Raw genomic sequence first — 17,215 nt, 5'->3', positions numbered from 1 at the left:
GAGCAGTATTGGATATTATCCTTATTTTAATGGTTGCGCTACTGATAGAATTTACTATCGGTGATCCGCCTAATATTGTTCATCCGGTAGCCTGGCTTGGCCGGGTGATTTCATTTTTTCAGCGCTTAGGATTGAAAGGCGGTAAATATTTTCAATTTATATATGGCCTTTTGTTAACCCTCGTTCTGGCACTGGGGGTAGCGGCAATCACATGGGTTATTGTTGTATGGCTGAGGGATTATAATTACGCATTATATATTGTTTTTGCCGGCGTATTACTAAAAGCAAGTTTTAGCTTTGTGTACCTTCGGAAGACAGCTCTGCATATCAAGAATTTGATTGAAAGCGAAAGGACAATTGATCAGGGCCGTTTTGAATTGAGATCGCTGGTCAGCCGTGATACCTCCAAGCTTCCCAAGCCGTATCTAGTATCAGCCACGGTAGAATCGGTTTCTGAAAGCCTGTGTGACAGCCTGGTATCTCCGATATTTTATTTTTTATTATTTGGTTTGCCGGGAGCTTTATTCTTTCGAGTTATAAGTACCTTTGACAGCATGATCGGTTACAGGGGTAAATATGAATATTTTGGAAAATTTTCAGCCTACTTGGATGACGTATTGAACTATATCCCAGCCAGAATATCAGCTTTAGTTATAGTGATTGCAGCTTATTTTAATGGAAGGAAAGCGAATCGGGCTTGGAGAATTGCGAGGGAAGACCACAATAAAACTGAAAGCCCCAATGCCGGATGGCCTATGGCGGCAGCGGCGGGTGCGCTTGGTGTTGAGCTCGAAAAAATCGGTTGTTATCGACTAGGCAGACCTGACCGACCGATGACGCCGGGTATAATTGATGATTCCCTTCGACTCATTAACAAGGCTACACTGGTTTGGTTCGTTATTTGTTTCACGGCTGGAGGTATTGTATTTGCCGTCACCTAAACGAAATATTGTTAGAATAAATCGCTGTTATCATGGCGGACCTGACTATGCTGAATTAGACAAGCTGGGTCTGCGACCTGATGATGTCTTGGACTTTAGCTCGAACTCCAACCCATATCCATTTAAACTGAGTTTTACCCTCGATGATGTTGTTATCGATCACTACCCGGATTCAGATTCGACTGAATTACGCCGGCTTATCGCGGGTCAAAATCGTATTGCGGTAGATGAAGTAATTGTCGGTGCCGGTAGTATGGAAATCATCCGGTTGATAACACAGTCCTATTTAGGGGAAGGGGACAAGACCCTTGTATTAAAGCCGACTTTTGGAGAATATGAACTCGGTTGTCGTATAGCAGGGGCAGAGGTTGTTGAACTCTGGGCGGAAGAAAAGAATGATTTTTGTTTCGATGTAAAAAGATGTGCTGATTTAATATCCCAACTAAAACCCAAATTGGTATTTGTATGTAATCCTAATAATCCGACTGGACAATACCTGTCAAAGTCAGATATAGAGCTGATATTAGATACTGCCGGTGATGAAACGTTGGTTGTTCTTGATGAGGCTTATATAGCATTCACTGAAATGCATTGGGCAGCTACTGATTTGGTGTCACAAGGGAATCTGATTATCATTCGCAGCATGACAAAGGATTTCGCTCTCGCCGGACTGCGGTTGGGATATGGGATTGGATGCGCAGGAATTATTAGCCAGCTAATGAAGGTTAAGCCTCCGTGGAATGTTAATGTGGTAGCTCAGAGTGCCGGCAAACAGGCGCTAGAAGATCGGGTTTATATCAGGCGAAGCGAAGCGCAGATACGACACAACCGAGATTATTTGTTGTTCGAACTAAATAGTATTGGCTATCATCCGATAAACACAAGAACTAATTTTTTCCTGTTGAAAGTAGGTGACGCACATAGTTTTCGGGAAGCTTTAATGAGCCACGGCATTATTGTCCGTGACTGTGCATCCTTTGGCCTTCCCGAATATGTACGTATAGCCCCTCGTACTTTACCGGAATGCCGAAAATTGGTACAGGCGATAAAAAATAATTGACAGCTAATTGTGTACGGATTAGAATAAAAAACAATTTAATATCGGGCTTACGGCGCTCATAGGAGCTTAATTGGGAAATCCGTGTAAATCGGATGCGGTCCCGCCGCTGTAGATGGTACGAAATCAGCATTGAGCCACTGTTTTGTTTTAATGATAAAACGGGAAGGCGCTGAAATTAGGTTTGAACCAGAAGCCAGAAGACCTGCCGTAGTGTTATAGCCCTCGAGGAAGGGTTCGGGAAATGGTAAATCCCTGAACCAAAAAAGGTTCGGGGATTATTGCGTTTAATAATAGTCCCTGGACCGAAATAACGGTTTGGGGATTTTTGTATTGAAAGAAACAATGCAGGCCGCGGTACTTGAATCTGCCGGCAAGATAGTTTTCAAGAGGGTTGAGAAGCCATCTTGTCCAGCTGGGGGGTTGCTACTTAGGGTGATCGCCTGCGGCGTTTGTTCCACTGATGTTAAGGTGTTTGAGTCCGGTCATCGAGATCTTGTGTATCCGCGAATTTTGGGTCATGAAATTGTTGGAATTATCGTTCAAAGTCAAAATGAACATTTCAAAACCGGTCAACGTGTTCAAGTATATCCTGGCCTGGGATGCGGTGGATGTGATTTTTGTATCAGTGGTGAAAGCCGCCGCTGCAATTCACTAAGGATTGTCGGTTTTAGTATAGACGGCGGTTTTGCCGAGTATCTTTCTGTTCCTTACCCAGCGATTACAGCTGGTGGTATAAATAGTATCCCTGACTTTGTAGGCGATACTGAAGCCGTGCTGACCGAACCGCTGGCCAGTTGTATTAATGCTCAGGAAAAAGTCGGGTTGAATCAAGGTGAAACGCTACTTATCATCGGTGCTGGTCCATTAGGTTTGCTTCATGCCCGGCTGGGGCGCCACCGTGGGGCCGGAAAAATTATTATAGCTGATTGCTCCGAATTCAGACTAAGTTGGGCGCTGAGGTCTGGTATAGCAAATATGGTTATTAATACTGCTGATAACGATATTTATCAGACAATGATGGCAGATACCTACGCATATGGAGCAGATATAATAATTATGGCCACCAGTCATTATCCTACCGCATTATTATTGCCACTGCTGAATCATGGAGGGCGCTTATCGCTTTTTTCTGGGTGTAGGAACAACACCGGTTTAGCTTTAAAAGATATAAATGAGATTCATTATCGAGAATTAACCGTGTGCGGTGCCTATGGCTCCACTCCGGCGCAAAATAGCGAAGCATTAAATTTAATTGCAGTCGGTTTTCCGGTAAATGACTTGATTACGAAGCGCTTTCCCTTAGAATCTATTGATAATAGTCTCAAATATACAGCGGACTGCCTGGGTTTAAAAGCGTTAATCTGTTATTAATTGATTAAAAAATAAAGGAGGACCATTTGGACAATGATTTGAAAGAATTCGGGACTGGTATTGCTAGATTGCTAAGTAAGAAGAACCTCAGCCGAGAAGAAACCAAGGGAATGTTTGATCAGCTTATGAAAAATGCCCAGCCGGAACTGCAACAGGGTGCCTTTTTGGCTGCGTTGACTGCCAAGGGTGAAACGGCAGCAGAAATAGCCGGCGCATGGGAAGCTATTTACGAAGGTGACACGGTAAAGGTAACTCCTAAAACGCCCAGACCTCTTATTGATAATTGCGGTACCGGTATGGACAGCTTGAACACATTCAATGTCAGTACCGCTGCGGCTGTTATAGGGGCTGCCGGAGGTAATTTTATGGCGCGGCATGGCGCCCGCGCACTGACTTCCAGCTGTGGCACTATTGATGTTATTGAAGCTCTGGGTGTTGACGTTGAATGTGATGTTGAAATCGTAAACCGATCAATTGAGCGAGCCGGAATAGGGATTTTCAATGGTATGAGTGCGAAAACACATCCGCAGGCTTTATTCCGCATTTTATCTCAGATTCGTTTCGGCACAACACTGAACATTTCCGCTTCATTGGCTAATCCGGCATTGCCGTGCCTTGGAGTCAGGGGCGTTTATGCGCGTGAACTGGTATTGCCGGTTGCTGAAGTTATGCGGGAAATCGGCTACGGTAGAGCACTGGTATTTCATGGTTCAAATGGTTGCGGCAAAGGGATGGATGAGATATCCATATTTGGTGAAACATATTTCGCTGAGTTAGACTCTTCAGAAATTCGCACATACAGTATTATGCCGGACAATTTCGGGGTACTGGATGCTGACGAGACGAAAATCCATCCTTTTGGTACCTCTCGTGCTGAGGCTGTCCGTTTGCTAGAAATATTATCCGGTCGTCGTGACGGGGCGGATTATCAAATGGTATGTGTCAATGCCGCACCAATATTCTATATTACCGGGCAGGTCAAAAACCTGCGGGATGGTTATCATATGGCCGTAGATCTAATAAAAACCGGTAGAGCAGTTGAAAAGCTTAAAGAATGGGTCCTGGCACAGAATGAAGATTCAGATGCAGGACTGAGGAAATTGGAAGAATTACTGACAGTCTTAATTTAAGTGAGCTAAAAATATAAAGGAGTTAGAAATGGGAAATCTGTTACAACAAACACTGGCATCTATCAAGTCCTTGGATGAATCAGCCATGAAAGGTGCGGCGGCTCGGCAAGATTCGTTGGTAAAACCCCAGGGAGCATTAGGAAAGCTGGAAGATATTTCAGTAAAATTGGCCGGAATTCAAGGTAGAATTCTACCGCAAATTAAGCATAAGGCGATAATCACTATGGCCGGAGATCACGGGGTGGTCGCGGAGAAAGTAGGAAATTACCCCCAGGAAGTGACACCCCAGATGGTGCTGAATTTTGTCGCCGGCGGGGCAGCCATTAATGTTATTGCACGACAAATAGGGGCTAGAGTTGTAGTTGTTAATATGGGTGTTGCCGATGATTTGCCAGCTGATATTCCGATAATTAATAAGTTGGTTGCGAAGGGTACAGCTAATATGGCTCAAGGACCAGCTATGACTGAATCCCAGGCTGTTCAGGCTATTGAGTCAGGCATTGAAGTGGTTAATAATGAAATAGATAAAGGTTTAGATATTGTCGGAACAGGTGATATGGGGATTGGTAATACAACCCCCTCAGCCGCTATTTGTGCAGTAATGACAGGTCAAAGTGTGGTAAAAGTTACCGGCCGTGGTACAGGACTTTCGGATCAGCAGCTGGAGCATAAAATACGGGTTATCGAACAATCCATATCCGTCAATAATCCTGACGCTGGTAATGCTCTTGAAGTATTAGCTAAAGTAGGGGGCTTTGAGATCGGCGGTATTACCGGTGTTATTTTAGGTGCCGCCGCGCGAGGCGTTCCTGTAGTAATTGATGGCTTTATTTCAGGAGCTGCGGCGTTAATTGCCGCCGGATTATCGTCACGAGTAAAGGATTATATGTTTTTGGGCCACTTATCAGTTGAACCCGGCCATATTATTATGGCTGAGCAACTGGGGTTAAAGCCAATTGTAACCTTGGATCTGAGGTTGGGAGAGGGAACCGGAGCCGCGATAGGGATGTTTATTGCGGAAACTTCGGTTAAAATACTTGCGGAGATGGCAACTTTCGGTGAGGCGGGAGTTTCCGAATCATCATAGATGTAAGTTTCAATTGATTGAATTGGAGAGAAGGTAAGCATGCAATGATGTCTTTTATTGCGGCGTGGAGATTTTTAACCAGTGTTCCAGTACCGTTCGGAAAGGAGGACTGGGACCGACCTTTAAGTCAGCAACAATTTGCTCGCTCGTTGGTTTATTATCCGTTCATCGGACTAATAATAGGTGTGGTACTGTGCGGGCTGTATTGGCTATTCAGTCTTTTGTTGCCGGATTTAATGGCGGAAGCCCTTCTTTTAGTCTGTATGGTTGCATTGACCGGCGGGATACACCTCGATGGAGTTATAGACACCTTTGACGGATTAGCTGGGGGGCATCGGTCACCCGAGCGGCGCAAACAGATAATGAAAGAACCCGGAGTCGGGGCTATAGGTGTTGTGGCGGCGGTATTGATTTTACTGCTGAAATATGCGGCGCTGATAAGTGTTCCTGAAAATATTATTTACGTCGCTTTGATTCTAATGCCGGTTGTTAGTCGTTGGTCAATGGTGTATGCCGTCTTTAATTACCCTTATGCACGCCAGACGGGCATGGGGAAATCTCTTAAAGAAGGTTCAGGGAAAGGCGCACCTTTCATTGCCGGTCTTTCGGTAATAATTGTTGCTACGCTGATCGGCGGCTGGCAGGGATTTATAATTTTAGGTCTCATTTGGCTGTTTACGATTATCGTCTCGCATTTTTTCCAGGAGAAATTTCAGGGATTAACCGGTGATACTTACGGCACAATAAACGAATTTAATGAGTTTGCTGTCCTGCTTTTAGTCGTGCTATTCTCTTTCAATAACTGGTTTTAGGAGAGTAAAATTTGCGTCTGATATTGGTAAGACACGGAGAAACCGCCAGCGATGAACCCGGCAGATGTCATGGAATTACTGATATTGACCTTTCTGAAGTTGGATATCAGCAAGCTGAGACGCTGAGGCGGCGTTTTATAGAAGAAAAAATAGATAAACTATATACCAGTTCCCTGCGAAGAGCTCGAAAAACAGCGGAAATAATTGCCGCTGAACGCAGTCTGAATGTTATCACTTCTTCAGATATTAATGAGGTTAACTTTGGTCTTATTGAAAGAAAAACTTTTGAAGAAGCCGCGCTTATGTACCCTAAGATAGCGGATCTATGGCGCTGCGGGGATTCAGCTTTGTGTTTTCCAGAAGGTGAAAGTTTTGGGGATTTAACCGAAAGGTCTATTCAGTTTTTAGACAGCTTAATATCAGGAAGTAATGACGATGACGCTGTTATGCTTGTTGGTCATGGCGGACCATTTCGGATAATGCTTTGTCATTTATTAGGCATTCCTGTTAAGCACCATTGGCAATTCAATATTACTCGTGGGTCAGTGAGCGTAATGCAATTGTATTCCTCAGGAGCAGTGCTGGAAAGTTTCAATGACATGTCCCATTGGTTATTAAGAAAATAGAGGTTGTGATGAGCAAGAGATCAATATTACTAATCGGCGGTGCCCGCAGTGGAAAAAGCAACTATGCTGAAGTTTTAGCCAGTGAAGAAGGCAGTAGAGTATTATTTGTTGCTACAGCAGAAGCTGGGGACGATGAGATGAAGCGGCGTATTGAGGCGCATAAGCTATCCAGGCCGTCTAATTGGCACACACTTGAGTCTCCCTGTGATGTAGGCAAAGCGATACAAGAATCCGGTTACAGATATAATGTTGTAATCTTGGATTGTATTACATTACTGGTAACCAATATTCTATGTAAACATATGGTTATAAACGGCGATCAGGTCAGCGAACAATTGGTAGAAGAAGATGTAAAAGCCGAAATAGAGACAATAAAAAGTGAAATGCGAAGAACTAGCGCAACATATATTATTGTCACTAACGAAGTCGGAGAAGGTATAATCCCTATTGGTTCATCAACCAGGATTTATCGGGATGTGTTGGGCCGAGCGAACCAGATGCTGGCTGCAGCCTGTTCGGAAGTATATTTGATGGTGGCAGGAATTCCTTTACGCGTTAAACATTGTGGTAATACAAAAGAGGCGGCATAAAGCCGCCTCTTTGCTAAATTAATAGTTTCTGCTTAGATAAGTTTGTCGATTTTTTCTTGTAGAGCGCTTTCTGGAACAGCTCCAACTACGGTTTCCTCTGCTTTTCCGTCCTTAAAAAACATAAGAGTGGGAATGGACATGACACCGAATTTCCCAGCTGTTTTTTGGTTCTCATCCACATTCATTTTGCAGAATTTGAATTTTTCCTTATGTTTTTCTTCGAGTTTTTCAACCACCGGTGCCACCATGCGACAGGGGCCGCACCATGGGGCCCAAAAATCTACCAGAACCGGCAATTTAGATTCAGTCACTTCCGTTTCAAATGTATCATCGGTAATTTCCAGAGGCATAAATACTCTCCCTTTTATTAATAATCTACACTAGAATGGTACCCCTAAATTGAATAAAGGTCAAACCAATGTACTCGTTCAGCTTGAATTTTAGATGGTAACAAGTTCATCTACCATTGACTGCAATTGACTGGTGGTGAAATTATTCACCACGATACCTTGTTTAGGACATGTTGCCATGCAAACACCGCAACCTCGGCATTTCATTGAGTCGGAATCAACCGTTTTTTTGACTTCACCTTTATTAACGTATTCTATAAGAGTGATTGCATTATAAGGACAAGGTTCAACGCAATAAGCGCAGCCGTCACAATTCTCTTCAATAACCTTAGATATACAAGGCTCAAGCAAAATGCTACCCTTGGTGATGGTCGCCAGAACCTTTGATGCCGCTGCCTGGGCTTGTGAGACGGTCTGAGGTATATCTTTTGGGCCTTGGGCACAGCCAGCAATAAAAACACCGTCGTTCATAGTAGCCACAGGGTCAAGTTTGGGGTGCCTCTCCAAGAAAAAACCATCAGCACTGTGAGGGGTATTAAAAAGTCGCCCGCTATATTCTGCATCGTTCTGCGGTTCTACTGCTGCGGCCAGTACTACCATATCTGCCGGAATACGGAGTATTTCTCCTTGCAGGGTATCTTCAGTTATAACGATAAGTTTACCTGACGGCTCGTCGTTGATGGTTTGGTCGGTTATTTCGGCAACCTTGCCCCGTATAAGATTTACCCCTTTATCGGTAACTCGGTTGGAAAATTCCTCGTATCCTTTACCGGCACAACGCAAGTCAATATAAAGTTGATATACCTGTGCTCCGGAACGTTCTTTGACAATATGAGCCTGTTTTAACGAGTACATACAGCAGATTTGTGAACAATATTCATGATAGTTTTTATCTCTGCTGCCGACGCAATGAATGAACGCCACACTTTCAGGCTTCCGACCATCCTTAAGTTGTATCATTCCGTTAGTGGGACCTGAAGCATTTGCCAGCCGTTCAAATTCCAAACTGGTAATGACATTCTCGTATTTACCATAACCATATTGAGTTATCGCAGAGGGATCAAACATTTCATAACCAGTAGCAATAATAATATTACCAGCCTCGATAACAATATCTTCAGCCTTTTGATTAAAATCTATACAACCAGGCTCACAAGCAGTGACACACTGGCGGCAGTCGGAACAGCCGGAACAGTTCAGGCAACGGGAAGCTTCAGCAATTGCCTGCTCTTCATTAAGACACAATTCGATTTCGTCGAAAGATTTGGTCTCTGAATTGGTGCGAAGAATTTTGGTCCGCGGTTTTGGCAGAACTCCTCTAAGATCGGGGTGAGTGATATCAAGTTCAGGTTTGCGGTTTGATACCATATCTCGCTTGTTTAGATAACGGTCAATAGAAACAGCTCCTTCTTTACCGGATGCAATGGCTTCGATTACGGTAGACGGACCGGTTGCAGCATCACCGCCGGCAAATACCCCGGGAATATTAGTGGCTAGAGTCAGCGGGTCGGTTTGGATCATGCCATCAGTTCTATATTCCAGATCATCAAAGCAACCATGTCCTTCAAAAGTTTGCCCGACGGCTATGATGATACTGTCAGCAGGTATCTCAAACTCACTATTATTTATCGCTGAAGGTTTGCGTCGGCCGCTTATGTCGGGCTCTCCCAATTCCATTTGTATACAGCGGACCCCCATAACTTGATTGTTTTTCTCCTTGATGGCAACTGGCGCAGCAAGCAAGGTTAATCTAATTCCTTCTGATTCAGCCGTTTCAATCTCCTCGGCAATGGCCGGGATTTCATCCCGTGACCGACGATAAACGATATTAACTTCGGTCGCACCTAGTCTAACCGCGGTTCTCGCTGAGTCAATAGCAGCATTACCGCCCCCGATTATAATCACCTTTCTTCCGAGTGAGATCGAAGCTTTGTTTCTCGATTGCTTAAGAATGTCCAGAGCATAATAAACCCCGTTAGCCGTTTCACCTGTAATGCCGAGCTTTCGGCTTTGCCAAGCACCGCCAGCCATAAAAATTGAACTAAAACCGTCATTTTTGAGACGCTCAATAGATTCAATTCGATAATTTGTTTTGATTTGCAGACCTAATTCTTGAATATAACTAATGTCATTATCTAGCGCAGCATCGGGCAGACGGTAAGATGGTATCCCGTAGCGGAGCATACCGCCGGCTTTTTCCGCCGCTTCAAAAATAGTAACTGGATACCCCAGCTTCAGCAAGTCATAAGCACAGCTCAAGCCAGCAGGCCCGGAACCGATTACTGCTATTTTTTCAGTCCGGTTGATTTCGTTTTTAACTGTTTTTCGTCCATGACTAATTTCGTAGTCGGCAATAAATTTTTTTAATGCCCGGATGGAAACCGCTTCATCAAGTTGAGCACGACTGCAATCAGACTCACAGGGATGAGTGCAGACTCGGCCGCAAACAGAAACGAACGGCATTGTACGTCGAACTACTTCAATAGCTTCAGAAAACTTACTTTGTGCGATTAAGGTAGTATATCCATGAGCATTAACGCCCGCGGGGCACGCGGCACGACAAGGTGGAGAGCCACGACGGTCGATGGTGTAGGTATTGGGTACTGATTGGGGGAATGGCCGGTAAGCCGCTTTTCTTGTGGCCAGGCCTAAATCAAATTCTGATGAGAGAGTTACTGGGCAAACAGATGCGCAGTCACCGCATCCTTTGCAGTCAATTTCATTTACATAACGCGGTTTGCGGCGAATATTAGCTTTGAAGTTGCCGGTGTGGCCCTCCAATGCGGTTACTTCGCTATATGACAACAAAGTAATTTTGGGGTGTTGCCCAACCAGGCTCATTTTAGGTGTGGAAATACAAGCAGCACAGTCGAGAGTGGGAAATGTTTTGTCTAATTGTGCCATATGTCCGCCGATGCTGGGGTTCTTTTCTACCAAAAATACCTGATGTCCCGCTTCCGCAATTTCCAGTGCAGCGGTAATACCAGCTATACCACCGCCGATTATCAATGTATTTGGATTCACAGTGATTTCCTGGGACTCTAAAGGCTGGTGCATGGAAACTCTTTTAACAGCGGTTCTTACTAAATCCTTAGCTTTAGAAGTTGACATGTTTTTGTCGTTATGAACCCATGCGCAGTGTTCTCTAATGTTAGCCATTTCCAATAAATAAGGATTGAGACCGGCGGATAAAAGTGCCTTTCGGTATGTTTTTTCATGCATTGTCGGAGAGCAGGCGGCAATAACAACTCTATTCAGGTTATGTTCCCGAATATCATTTTTGATAATATCCTGACCGGGATCGGAACAAGTATATTTATTAGTTCGCGCTATGGTTACATTAGGCAGATCCGCAGCGTACTGGGCTACTGAAAGCACGTCAATCATGCCGGCAATGTTTACCCCGCAGTGGCAGACGTAAACTCCTGTTCGAATTTTTTCAGTCATTGTTGCATCCTAATTAGGCTAATAGAGATTGCGCGACTAATTCATTGATGTCGAGAATCGAAAAACTTTCCGGTACAGCCTGATTCAAAGCACTATCTTTAAAATTGGACAGACAATAGGGGCAGCTGGTGATTAGAGTGTCAGCCCCGGTGTTTAGTGCCTGTTGCAATCGTGTATTGCTAAAACGTTCTTCCTTTGGTGTTTCCATCCAGATACGCCCGCCACCACCGCCGCAACATAGACTGTCTGCTTTAGAAGCATTCATTTCCAGCAATTCAATGCCGGGTATAGCCTTTATTATGTTTCTTGGAGTTTCATAGATGTTGTTGTGACGTCCCAAATAGCAGGGGTCGTGGTAGGTCACCCGGCGCCAAATTTCATTGGATAACTTGAGGTGCCCTTTTAGTAACAAGTTCTCAATCAATTGGCTAGTATGAACTATTTCAAATTGACCGCTTAATGCCGGGTATTCATTTTTCATAGTGTGGTAGCAATGAGGAGAATTAACTATAATGCGTTTCACTTTTTGTCGGATGAATAGATTAATATTATTTCCAGCCAATTGCTGAAAAAGTGATTCATCACCGTATTTCCTTACGCTTTCTCCGCAGCAATTAACGTCATTCAATATGCCAAAATCTACACCAGCTTTGCTCATAACAGAAATAGCCGCTGTGACACTGTTCCTATGGGAAGGGTCATAGGAGCTTATGCAGCAGGGAGAAAATAAAAATTCAGTTTCGTTGGTGAATTCGCTTATGTTCAAATCGGTGGCCCAATTATTGCGTTTTTCTGAAGCTTCCCCCAATGGATTACCGGTAGAATTTAAATTCTTTGATATCGCAGTCAAGGCTGACGGGGTTTCTGCAATTCCTACTTCAATGATGGTGCGTCTGAATGCCTGCATAATGTCTATGATCGAAACTCCACGGGGACAACGCTGGACACATTTGTTACATGTTACGCAGCGCCAATAATTATCAGATTCAAAGTTAGTATTACCCAATTTGGCTTCCTGAAACATCTTTCTCGGAAGAAAAGCTATATAATCCTGCCAAGGACAAGATGCGGAACAAGATCCACACTGAAAGCACTCGTTGATGTCTTCACCACCATTTTCTCTAATTAGCTCGGCAACTTCCGGGAACGGTGATTTCGTGGACATGAGTCAGACCTCCTGATTGATATTGAACAAGCATTCAATATTTTGGATTATAACATATTAATGTGCAACAGCAATAGATTGAATCTCTAATAATTATGTTCGGAGGTATCAGGAGACAGCAAGGCAACTGTTACGATGGTGCCTTGTCCAGGAATTGAATTTATATCAAGTTTGGCACCGATTAATCTGGCTCTTTCCTGCATACCGGTTAAGCCAAGTTTACCGCTGACAGCGAGATCTCCTATGCGTTCAGGTGGCTGAAATCCTCGACCATTATCCTTAATGGTTAATACAGTATTGTTTTGTGAAAAGTCAATAGTAATCCATACCTTACTAGCTATAGCATGTTTGCCAATATTTCTCATTGATTCCTGGACAATTCGAAATAGAACCAGCTCGGTTTCAACCGGGAAGCGTTTTGGGCTGCCGATCACTTTAATTTCGGTTTTATATTTAAAGTGCTTGTCTAGTTCAGGTGTAAGCCATTCGATGGCAGGAATTAAACCAAGATCATCTAAAACTGAAGGCCTCAGGTCCTGACTGAAACGTCGTACACCGCTCAAAGTTCGATTAATATGTTGGTGGACATCCTCAAAATAGGCTTCGTCTGAAGATGACAGGGTTGGATGTAATGACATATAACCGTCAATTTTACGTGAAATGGCAATAAGATCTTGAGCTGTGTCATCGTGCAACTCCTGAGCTATACGCCTTCTTTCTTCCTCTTGGGCGATGGTTATTTGCTTGAGATAAAATCTGAGGTTTTGCTGCATCCTCTGTAATTCTCTTTGTGTATTCTCCAATTTCAGATATGCCATCTGTCGGTAACGTTTATCAGTTTCATAGCTTTCAAGCCAGAAATTTACAACCAGTCCAATAATAACAATCCCAATAATTTCGATAATATCATCGGGTGTGACCGGTTCCTCAAAAATGAAAAGATTTGGTAAGATTATAGCTATTGATATTAAGAGTACAAAGAGTCCAATCCTTATACCAAAAACCAAAGCAGCGTATGTTATCGGCAATAACATGATAAGACGTCCAAAGGAATGACGGCTTAATGAGAAAAAACTATTGGGATCGAGAATATCTATGAAAGGGATAAACTGGGGGTATTGCAGTAAGAATCCGATGACGAGCAATATTATCAAAAGCCACAGATGGAAATTCGCAAATACCCTAAAAATACCATGCCACCATCCGTGGGTGTTAAGAAAAAGGGTTGGTTTTATTTTCGGTATTTTCAGGGTAATTCCTCCATATAGAACCAACCTCGTTTAAGTCCGTATAATATCGCTTCAGTTCGTGAAGCGACATTAATTTTTTTGAAGATGTTTGACAGATGTGTCTGAACAGTACGGCTACTCAGATATAATTGTTCTGCAATATCTTTGTTGCTGACTCCTTTTGCCGCCAACTTTAAGACTTCCATCTCTCTTTCTGTAAGTGAATGTGATGGTGAACTCTCTTCTTTTGAAATGAAGTTGTTCGTTTTATTCAGTTGATCTATGACTCTACGGGTGGTTGACGGTTGTAGTATGGACTCCCCTGAATGAACAGCTCGTATAGCATCAAGTAATTGATTACCGCGGACATTTTTTAACATGTAACCCGCAGCTCCAGCTTCAATTAATGCCATAACATACTGGTCAGAGTCATACGCAGTCAATATAAGAACCGCGGTGGTTGGTAGAAATTGTTTGATTTCTTTAGTAGCTTCAATTCCGTTCATGCGAGGCATGGCAGCGTATTGCATGTCTATTCTGATAGTTTTTGTGTAAGTATCTGGCATAATACGGTAATATCCTCAATTGGCAGATAGTTTATTATATCCTTAGTAAATAAAACGGTTCCTTCGCCGGGCAATTCCGAATCACCGTTCCACATTACAAAAGTCATGCCTATTCTGGGCAGAACCTGAAAATATGAGGCAACATCACCCTTTGATGCCGGTATACCGTTTAAACGATAACAAGCTTCGATAAATTTATCGGTTTTATTTTCAAAAGCCTTTAACAGCGGATTAATTACTCTTTTACGGAAAGTAGGGAAGTAGATAGTTCCTTCTGGTAAATCTTTAAAAGTGATAATACTTGATGGTGACTGATGCTTATCCGAACCCATCAAATAATGAAGTATGATCAGCTTATCGGCAAGTTCAATATCCTTAACATCACTGATGAATGTTCGTTTTTCTAAATCAATAGTATAAACATTTCCCAGATAGTTGATGCTTAACGTGGCTTGACTGCCCTTAATTGCTCCTGTCCTGTGGCATATCTGATCAATATCACCTTTTTGCAGTGTTTCAAAAGCTATCTGTGCAGCTTCATTATAAGCTTTCTGGAAACCTTGCATTGCTGTACCGGGTAAATGGGCTGATGACATCATATCATCAGCCATGAATCGGAATACAAAGATTTCCCCGTGAGTACCTTGACAGTTTTTACATAATCCTGGTCCTGTTTGTTCAAATAACCGAAGTTCGTCTCATCTCCATCGTCCATGGCTCTATGTACAAGTGCAATTAGGTCAGGCCGTTTTCCACGAGCAATATCGATCAACTCATGGTCAAAAGCATCCACTATGGCTGCGTAAAGACCATAACGAGACAGCATCATGAAATAGGTACGGTTCAGTATGGCACGCAATTCGGAGGGCGCACCGTTGGAAACGTTCGACAAGCCAACTATTGATTTGCATCCGGGCGCAATTTCCGGGAGCATCTCCAAAAATTCCAGGCAGGAATTCAGCTGGTTGATATCTCCACTAATCGGAGTAACGATAGGGTCTATCCAAATGTCCTCATTGGGAATACCGGCTTGATTGGCTTTATATACCAAGTCCACTGCTAACATGCAGCGCTCATTCAAGTCGCGTGGCATTCCCTCGGGACCCCAGAGTAAACCAATAATTTCAGCATTGTATTCTTTCGCTATCGGTAGTAGCCGTTCCATTCGTTCTGGTTGCAGAGATACGGAATTTATCAGAGTTTGTTGCTGACATAATTTTAATCCGGCTTCAATCGCTTCTGTATTTGTGGTATCAAGTGAAAGCGGCAGGTTGGTTATCTTTTGGATTGCAGAAACCAACCATTGCATGAGTTCCGCACCGCTTTTCCTAGCTGGTCCGATATTGAGATCGAGGTAGTCAATCCCGGAAGCAGTTAGATTCCTGGCCAAATTCTCAATTGGTTCAGCTTGTCTTTCTCTGAGCGCAACCCCAAAGTGCCGTGACATAATGTTTATGTTTTCGCCAACAAGTATGGTCATTAGTCATCCTTGTTTTCCCAGTTAGTTTTCAAATAGGAAAGTAGATGTGCTGCTTCTCGTGGACCGACCATAATTTCCCATTCAGGTAATTCTTCTTCAAGCCCGCCGCTTTCCATGGCAATATAACCCGGGATAATGAGTTTCCGATGTTTAACACGTTCAGCTATACCGCTTTTCTTGATGAAATTAGCAATATTATCAGCGCCGAATTTTCCGGCTGCCCAGGCGGTCATGACTGACAATCCTTCCGTGTCTTTAATAAGCAGATGTGCCGGCATCCTGGTATTCTCTATTTCACCTGAAACTATGAAATAGGTCAGAGAGAAGTTACAGGTCACGGCTACCGGTGAATTCTCATCCGGACCGTTAATTTCGTATACCCCTTCGGAAGTCGCCAATGGCCTTTGTGGGTCTGTGTAGAGATTTAGCCTCGCTACAAGGAGTGGGAAAAGTGTTTCTCCTTTGAAATCGGAAAGGACGATTATACCGGCATATTTGGCCATTAACGCCGCGGCAATAAGAGATTCTTTCAGCGGGTTGGAAGTCATCTCTGATGGGAAAACAATTGTGGGATAGCCTAGTGGCCGATATTTTTTAGATAAAGCCAGGCGTCGTAATGCTACCTGGTCTGTTAGAGATTGTTTTAAACTGCGGCTTCCAGTGTCCAGTATAATATCTTTGATGCCAGCTTCGTTAAGCTTTTTGGTCAGTTCCGCCAGTTCATCTAGATTATTGCCGCGGGCTACCACCGGCAGTTCTGAATTGACAGCCAAAGCTGCCAGTGTCTCAATGTTTTCAGTGGTGACGGCATATAATAATGGTTTTCTCTTTCCGCATTTGGCAACAGCAGCTTTTACTGCGGCACTGTCCTGGCACATGAGAATAAGCCCGCCGTCAGTTTCTTTTATTGCTCTTGAAACCAAGTCAGTATATTTTGAGGCTATTCCAGATTCATATTTAAGCGCAAGCAATTCTGGATTCAGGGTGGCTCCGACTCGAGTAAAACGATATAGTTTCAGACTTTTAAAGCGACGTGAAATTTCCTCATCATCCATCGTGTCGCTAACAATAACTGACAACCCTGGCGGGTTTTCAAATCGTTTTTCATGGCGGAACATGACTGTTTCGCCGCCTATTTTAAGTGGTTGATTACCTGTCATGATGCTGATCGGTCTAATGGGAGGTGTTGAGGCCTCTTCCAGTTTGGCCTTGGCTTCATCAGTGACAAAAGGACAGGCTGAAAGTTCTGCTTTGCCCGCTGCCAGGCTCATGGCAAAAGCCAGACAGGTTGGCACTCCGCATTTACCGCAATTAGTTCGAGGTAGGTATTTAAAAATTTCAATTCCGGAAAGACCCATGAG

The 17,215-nt window shown here is 43.5% G+C and carries 16 protein-coding genes and 1 riboswitch; of the genes, 8 read left to right on the top strand and 8 right to left on the bottom strand.

The features are described from left to right. Positions 1–8 precede the first annotated feature (8 nt). The 8 genes from ACZ48S_RS05345 to cobU all read left to right on the top strand — a co-directional run bounded on the left by ACZ48S_RS05345 (position 9) and on the right by cobU (position 7,617). Entirely contained in the window at positions 9–941 is a 933-nt protein-coding gene (locus tag ACZ48S_RS05345) for a cobalamin biosynthesis protein (RefSeq protein WP_464211596.1), read from the top strand. Continuing rightward, positions 928–2,001 (top strand): pyridoxal phosphate-dependent aminotransferase, encoded by a 1,074-nt coding sequence (locus ACZ48S_RS05340; protein WP_464211595.1) that lies wholly within the window; start codon positions 928–930, stop codon positions 1,999–2,001. The genes ACZ48S_RS05345 and ACZ48S_RS05340 overlap by 14 nt, the downstream gene beginning before the upstream one ends. A gap of 33 nt (positions 2,002–2,034) precedes the next feature. Beyond that, a riboswitch (cobalamin riboswitch) is annotated at positions 2,035–2,225 on the top strand. Between the two features lie 106 nt (positions 2,226–2,331). Further along, a complete protein-coding gene (locus tag ACZ48S_RS05335) occupies positions 2,332–3,372 on the top strand; it encodes an alcohol dehydrogenase catalytic domain-containing protein (RefSeq protein WP_464211594.1) in 1,041 nt (346 codons plus the stop codon). A gap of 26 nt (positions 3,373–3,398) precedes the next feature. Further along, entirely contained in the window at positions 3,399–4,502 is a 1,104-nt protein-coding gene (gene trpD, locus ACZ48S_RS05330; RefSeq protein WP_464211593.1) for an anthranilate phosphoribosyltransferase, read from the top strand. A 28-nt stretch (positions 4,503–4,530) separates the two neighbouring features. Then, complete coding sequence (gene cobT, locus ACZ48S_RS05325; RefSeq protein WP_464211592.1) at positions 4,531–5,589, top strand: nicotinate-nucleotide--dimethylbenzimidazole phosphoribosyltransferase; 1,059 nt, start codon at positions 4,531–4,533, stop codon at positions 5,587–5,589. A gap of 44 nt (positions 5,590–5,633) precedes the next feature. Next, complete coding sequence (gene cobS / locus ACZ48S_RS05320) at positions 5,634–6,401, top strand: adenosylcobinamide-GDP ribazoletransferase (RefSeq protein WP_464211591.1); 768 nt, start codon at positions 5,634–5,636, stop codon at positions 6,399–6,401. Positions 6,402–6,412: 11 nt separating this feature from the next. Beyond that, the gene (locus ACZ48S_RS05315; RefSeq protein WP_464211590.1) at positions 6,413–7,027 is read left to right on the top strand and encodes a histidine phosphatase family protein; all 615 of its coding nucleotides are present in this window, start codon (positions 6,413–6,415) and stop codon (positions 7,025–7,027) included. Positions 7,028–7,035: 8 nt separating this feature from the next. Further along, positions 7,036–7,617, top strand: coding sequence for a bifunctional adenosylcobinamide kinase/adenosylcobinamide-phosphate guanylyltransferase (gene cobU / locus ACZ48S_RS05310; protein WP_464211589.1), 582 nt, complete (start codon positions 7,036–7,038; stop codon positions 7,615–7,617). Positions 7,618–7,649: 32 nt separating this feature from the next. On the opposite strand, the gene trxA is transcribed toward cobU, so the two are convergent. The 8 genes from trxA to acsC form a co-directional block, all read right to left on the bottom strand. After that, entirely contained in the window at positions 7,650–7,967 is a 318-nt protein-coding gene (trxA, locus tag ACZ48S_RS05305) for a thioredoxin (RefSeq protein ID WP_464211588.1), read from the bottom strand. Between the two features lie 90 nt (positions 7,968–8,057). After that, positions 8,058–11,414: an FAD-dependent oxidoreductase gene (locus ACZ48S_RS05300; protein ID WP_464211587.1), complete on the bottom strand. Its 3,357-nt coding sequence runs from the start codon at positions 11,412–11,414 to the stop codon at positions 8,058–8,060. A gap of 13 nt (positions 11,415–11,427) precedes the next feature. After that, positions 11,428–12,579 carry a (Fe-S)-binding protein gene (locus tag ACZ48S_RS05295; RefSeq protein ID WP_464211586.1) on the bottom strand — a complete coding sequence of 384 codons (1,152 nt, stop codon included), beginning with the start codon at positions 12,577–12,579 and terminating at the stop codon, positions 11,428–11,430. An 86-nt stretch (positions 12,580–12,665) separates the two neighbouring features. Then, positions 12,666–13,853: a sensor histidine kinase gene (locus ACZ48S_RS05290; protein WP_464211585.1), complete on the bottom strand. Its 1,188-nt coding sequence runs from the start codon at positions 13,851–13,853 to the stop codon at positions 12,666–12,668. Next, positions 13,826–14,374, bottom strand: coding sequence for a LuxR C-terminal-related transcriptional regulator (locus ACZ48S_RS05285; protein ID WP_464211584.1), 549 nt, complete (start codon positions 14,372–14,374; stop codon positions 13,826–13,828). The genes ACZ48S_RS05290 and ACZ48S_RS05285 overlap by 28 nt, the downstream gene beginning before the upstream one ends. Beyond that, the gene (locus tag ACZ48S_RS05280; protein ID WP_464211583.1) at positions 14,341–14,985 is read right to left on the bottom strand and encodes a DUF3786 domain-containing protein; all 645 of its coding nucleotides are present in this window, start codon (positions 14,983–14,985) and stop codon (positions 14,341–14,343) included. The genes ACZ48S_RS05285 and ACZ48S_RS05280 overlap by 34 nt, the downstream gene beginning before the upstream one ends. Next, entirely contained in the window at positions 14,970–15,854 is an 885-nt protein-coding gene (locus ACZ48S_RS05275) for a dihydropteroate synthase (RefSeq protein ID WP_464211582.1), read from the bottom strand. Before ACZ48S_RS05275 ends, ACZ48S_RS05280 begins: the two co-directional genes overlap by 16 nt. Then, positions 15,854–17,212, bottom strand: coding sequence for an acetyl-CoA decarbonylase/synthase complex subunit gamma (gene acsC / locus ACZ48S_RS05270; RefSeq protein WP_464211581.1), 1,359 nt, complete (start codon positions 17,210–17,212; stop codon positions 15,854–15,856). The genes ACZ48S_RS05275 and acsC overlap by 1 nt, the downstream gene beginning before the upstream one ends. Between the last annotated feature and the right edge of the window lie 3 nt (positions 17,213–17,215).

Source organism: Dehalogenimonas sp. NIT-SK1 (assembly GCF_055384165.1).
The sequence above is the reverse complement of the archived record's forward strand: the minus strand, read 5'-3'. Positions and strand labels throughout refer to the sequence as shown.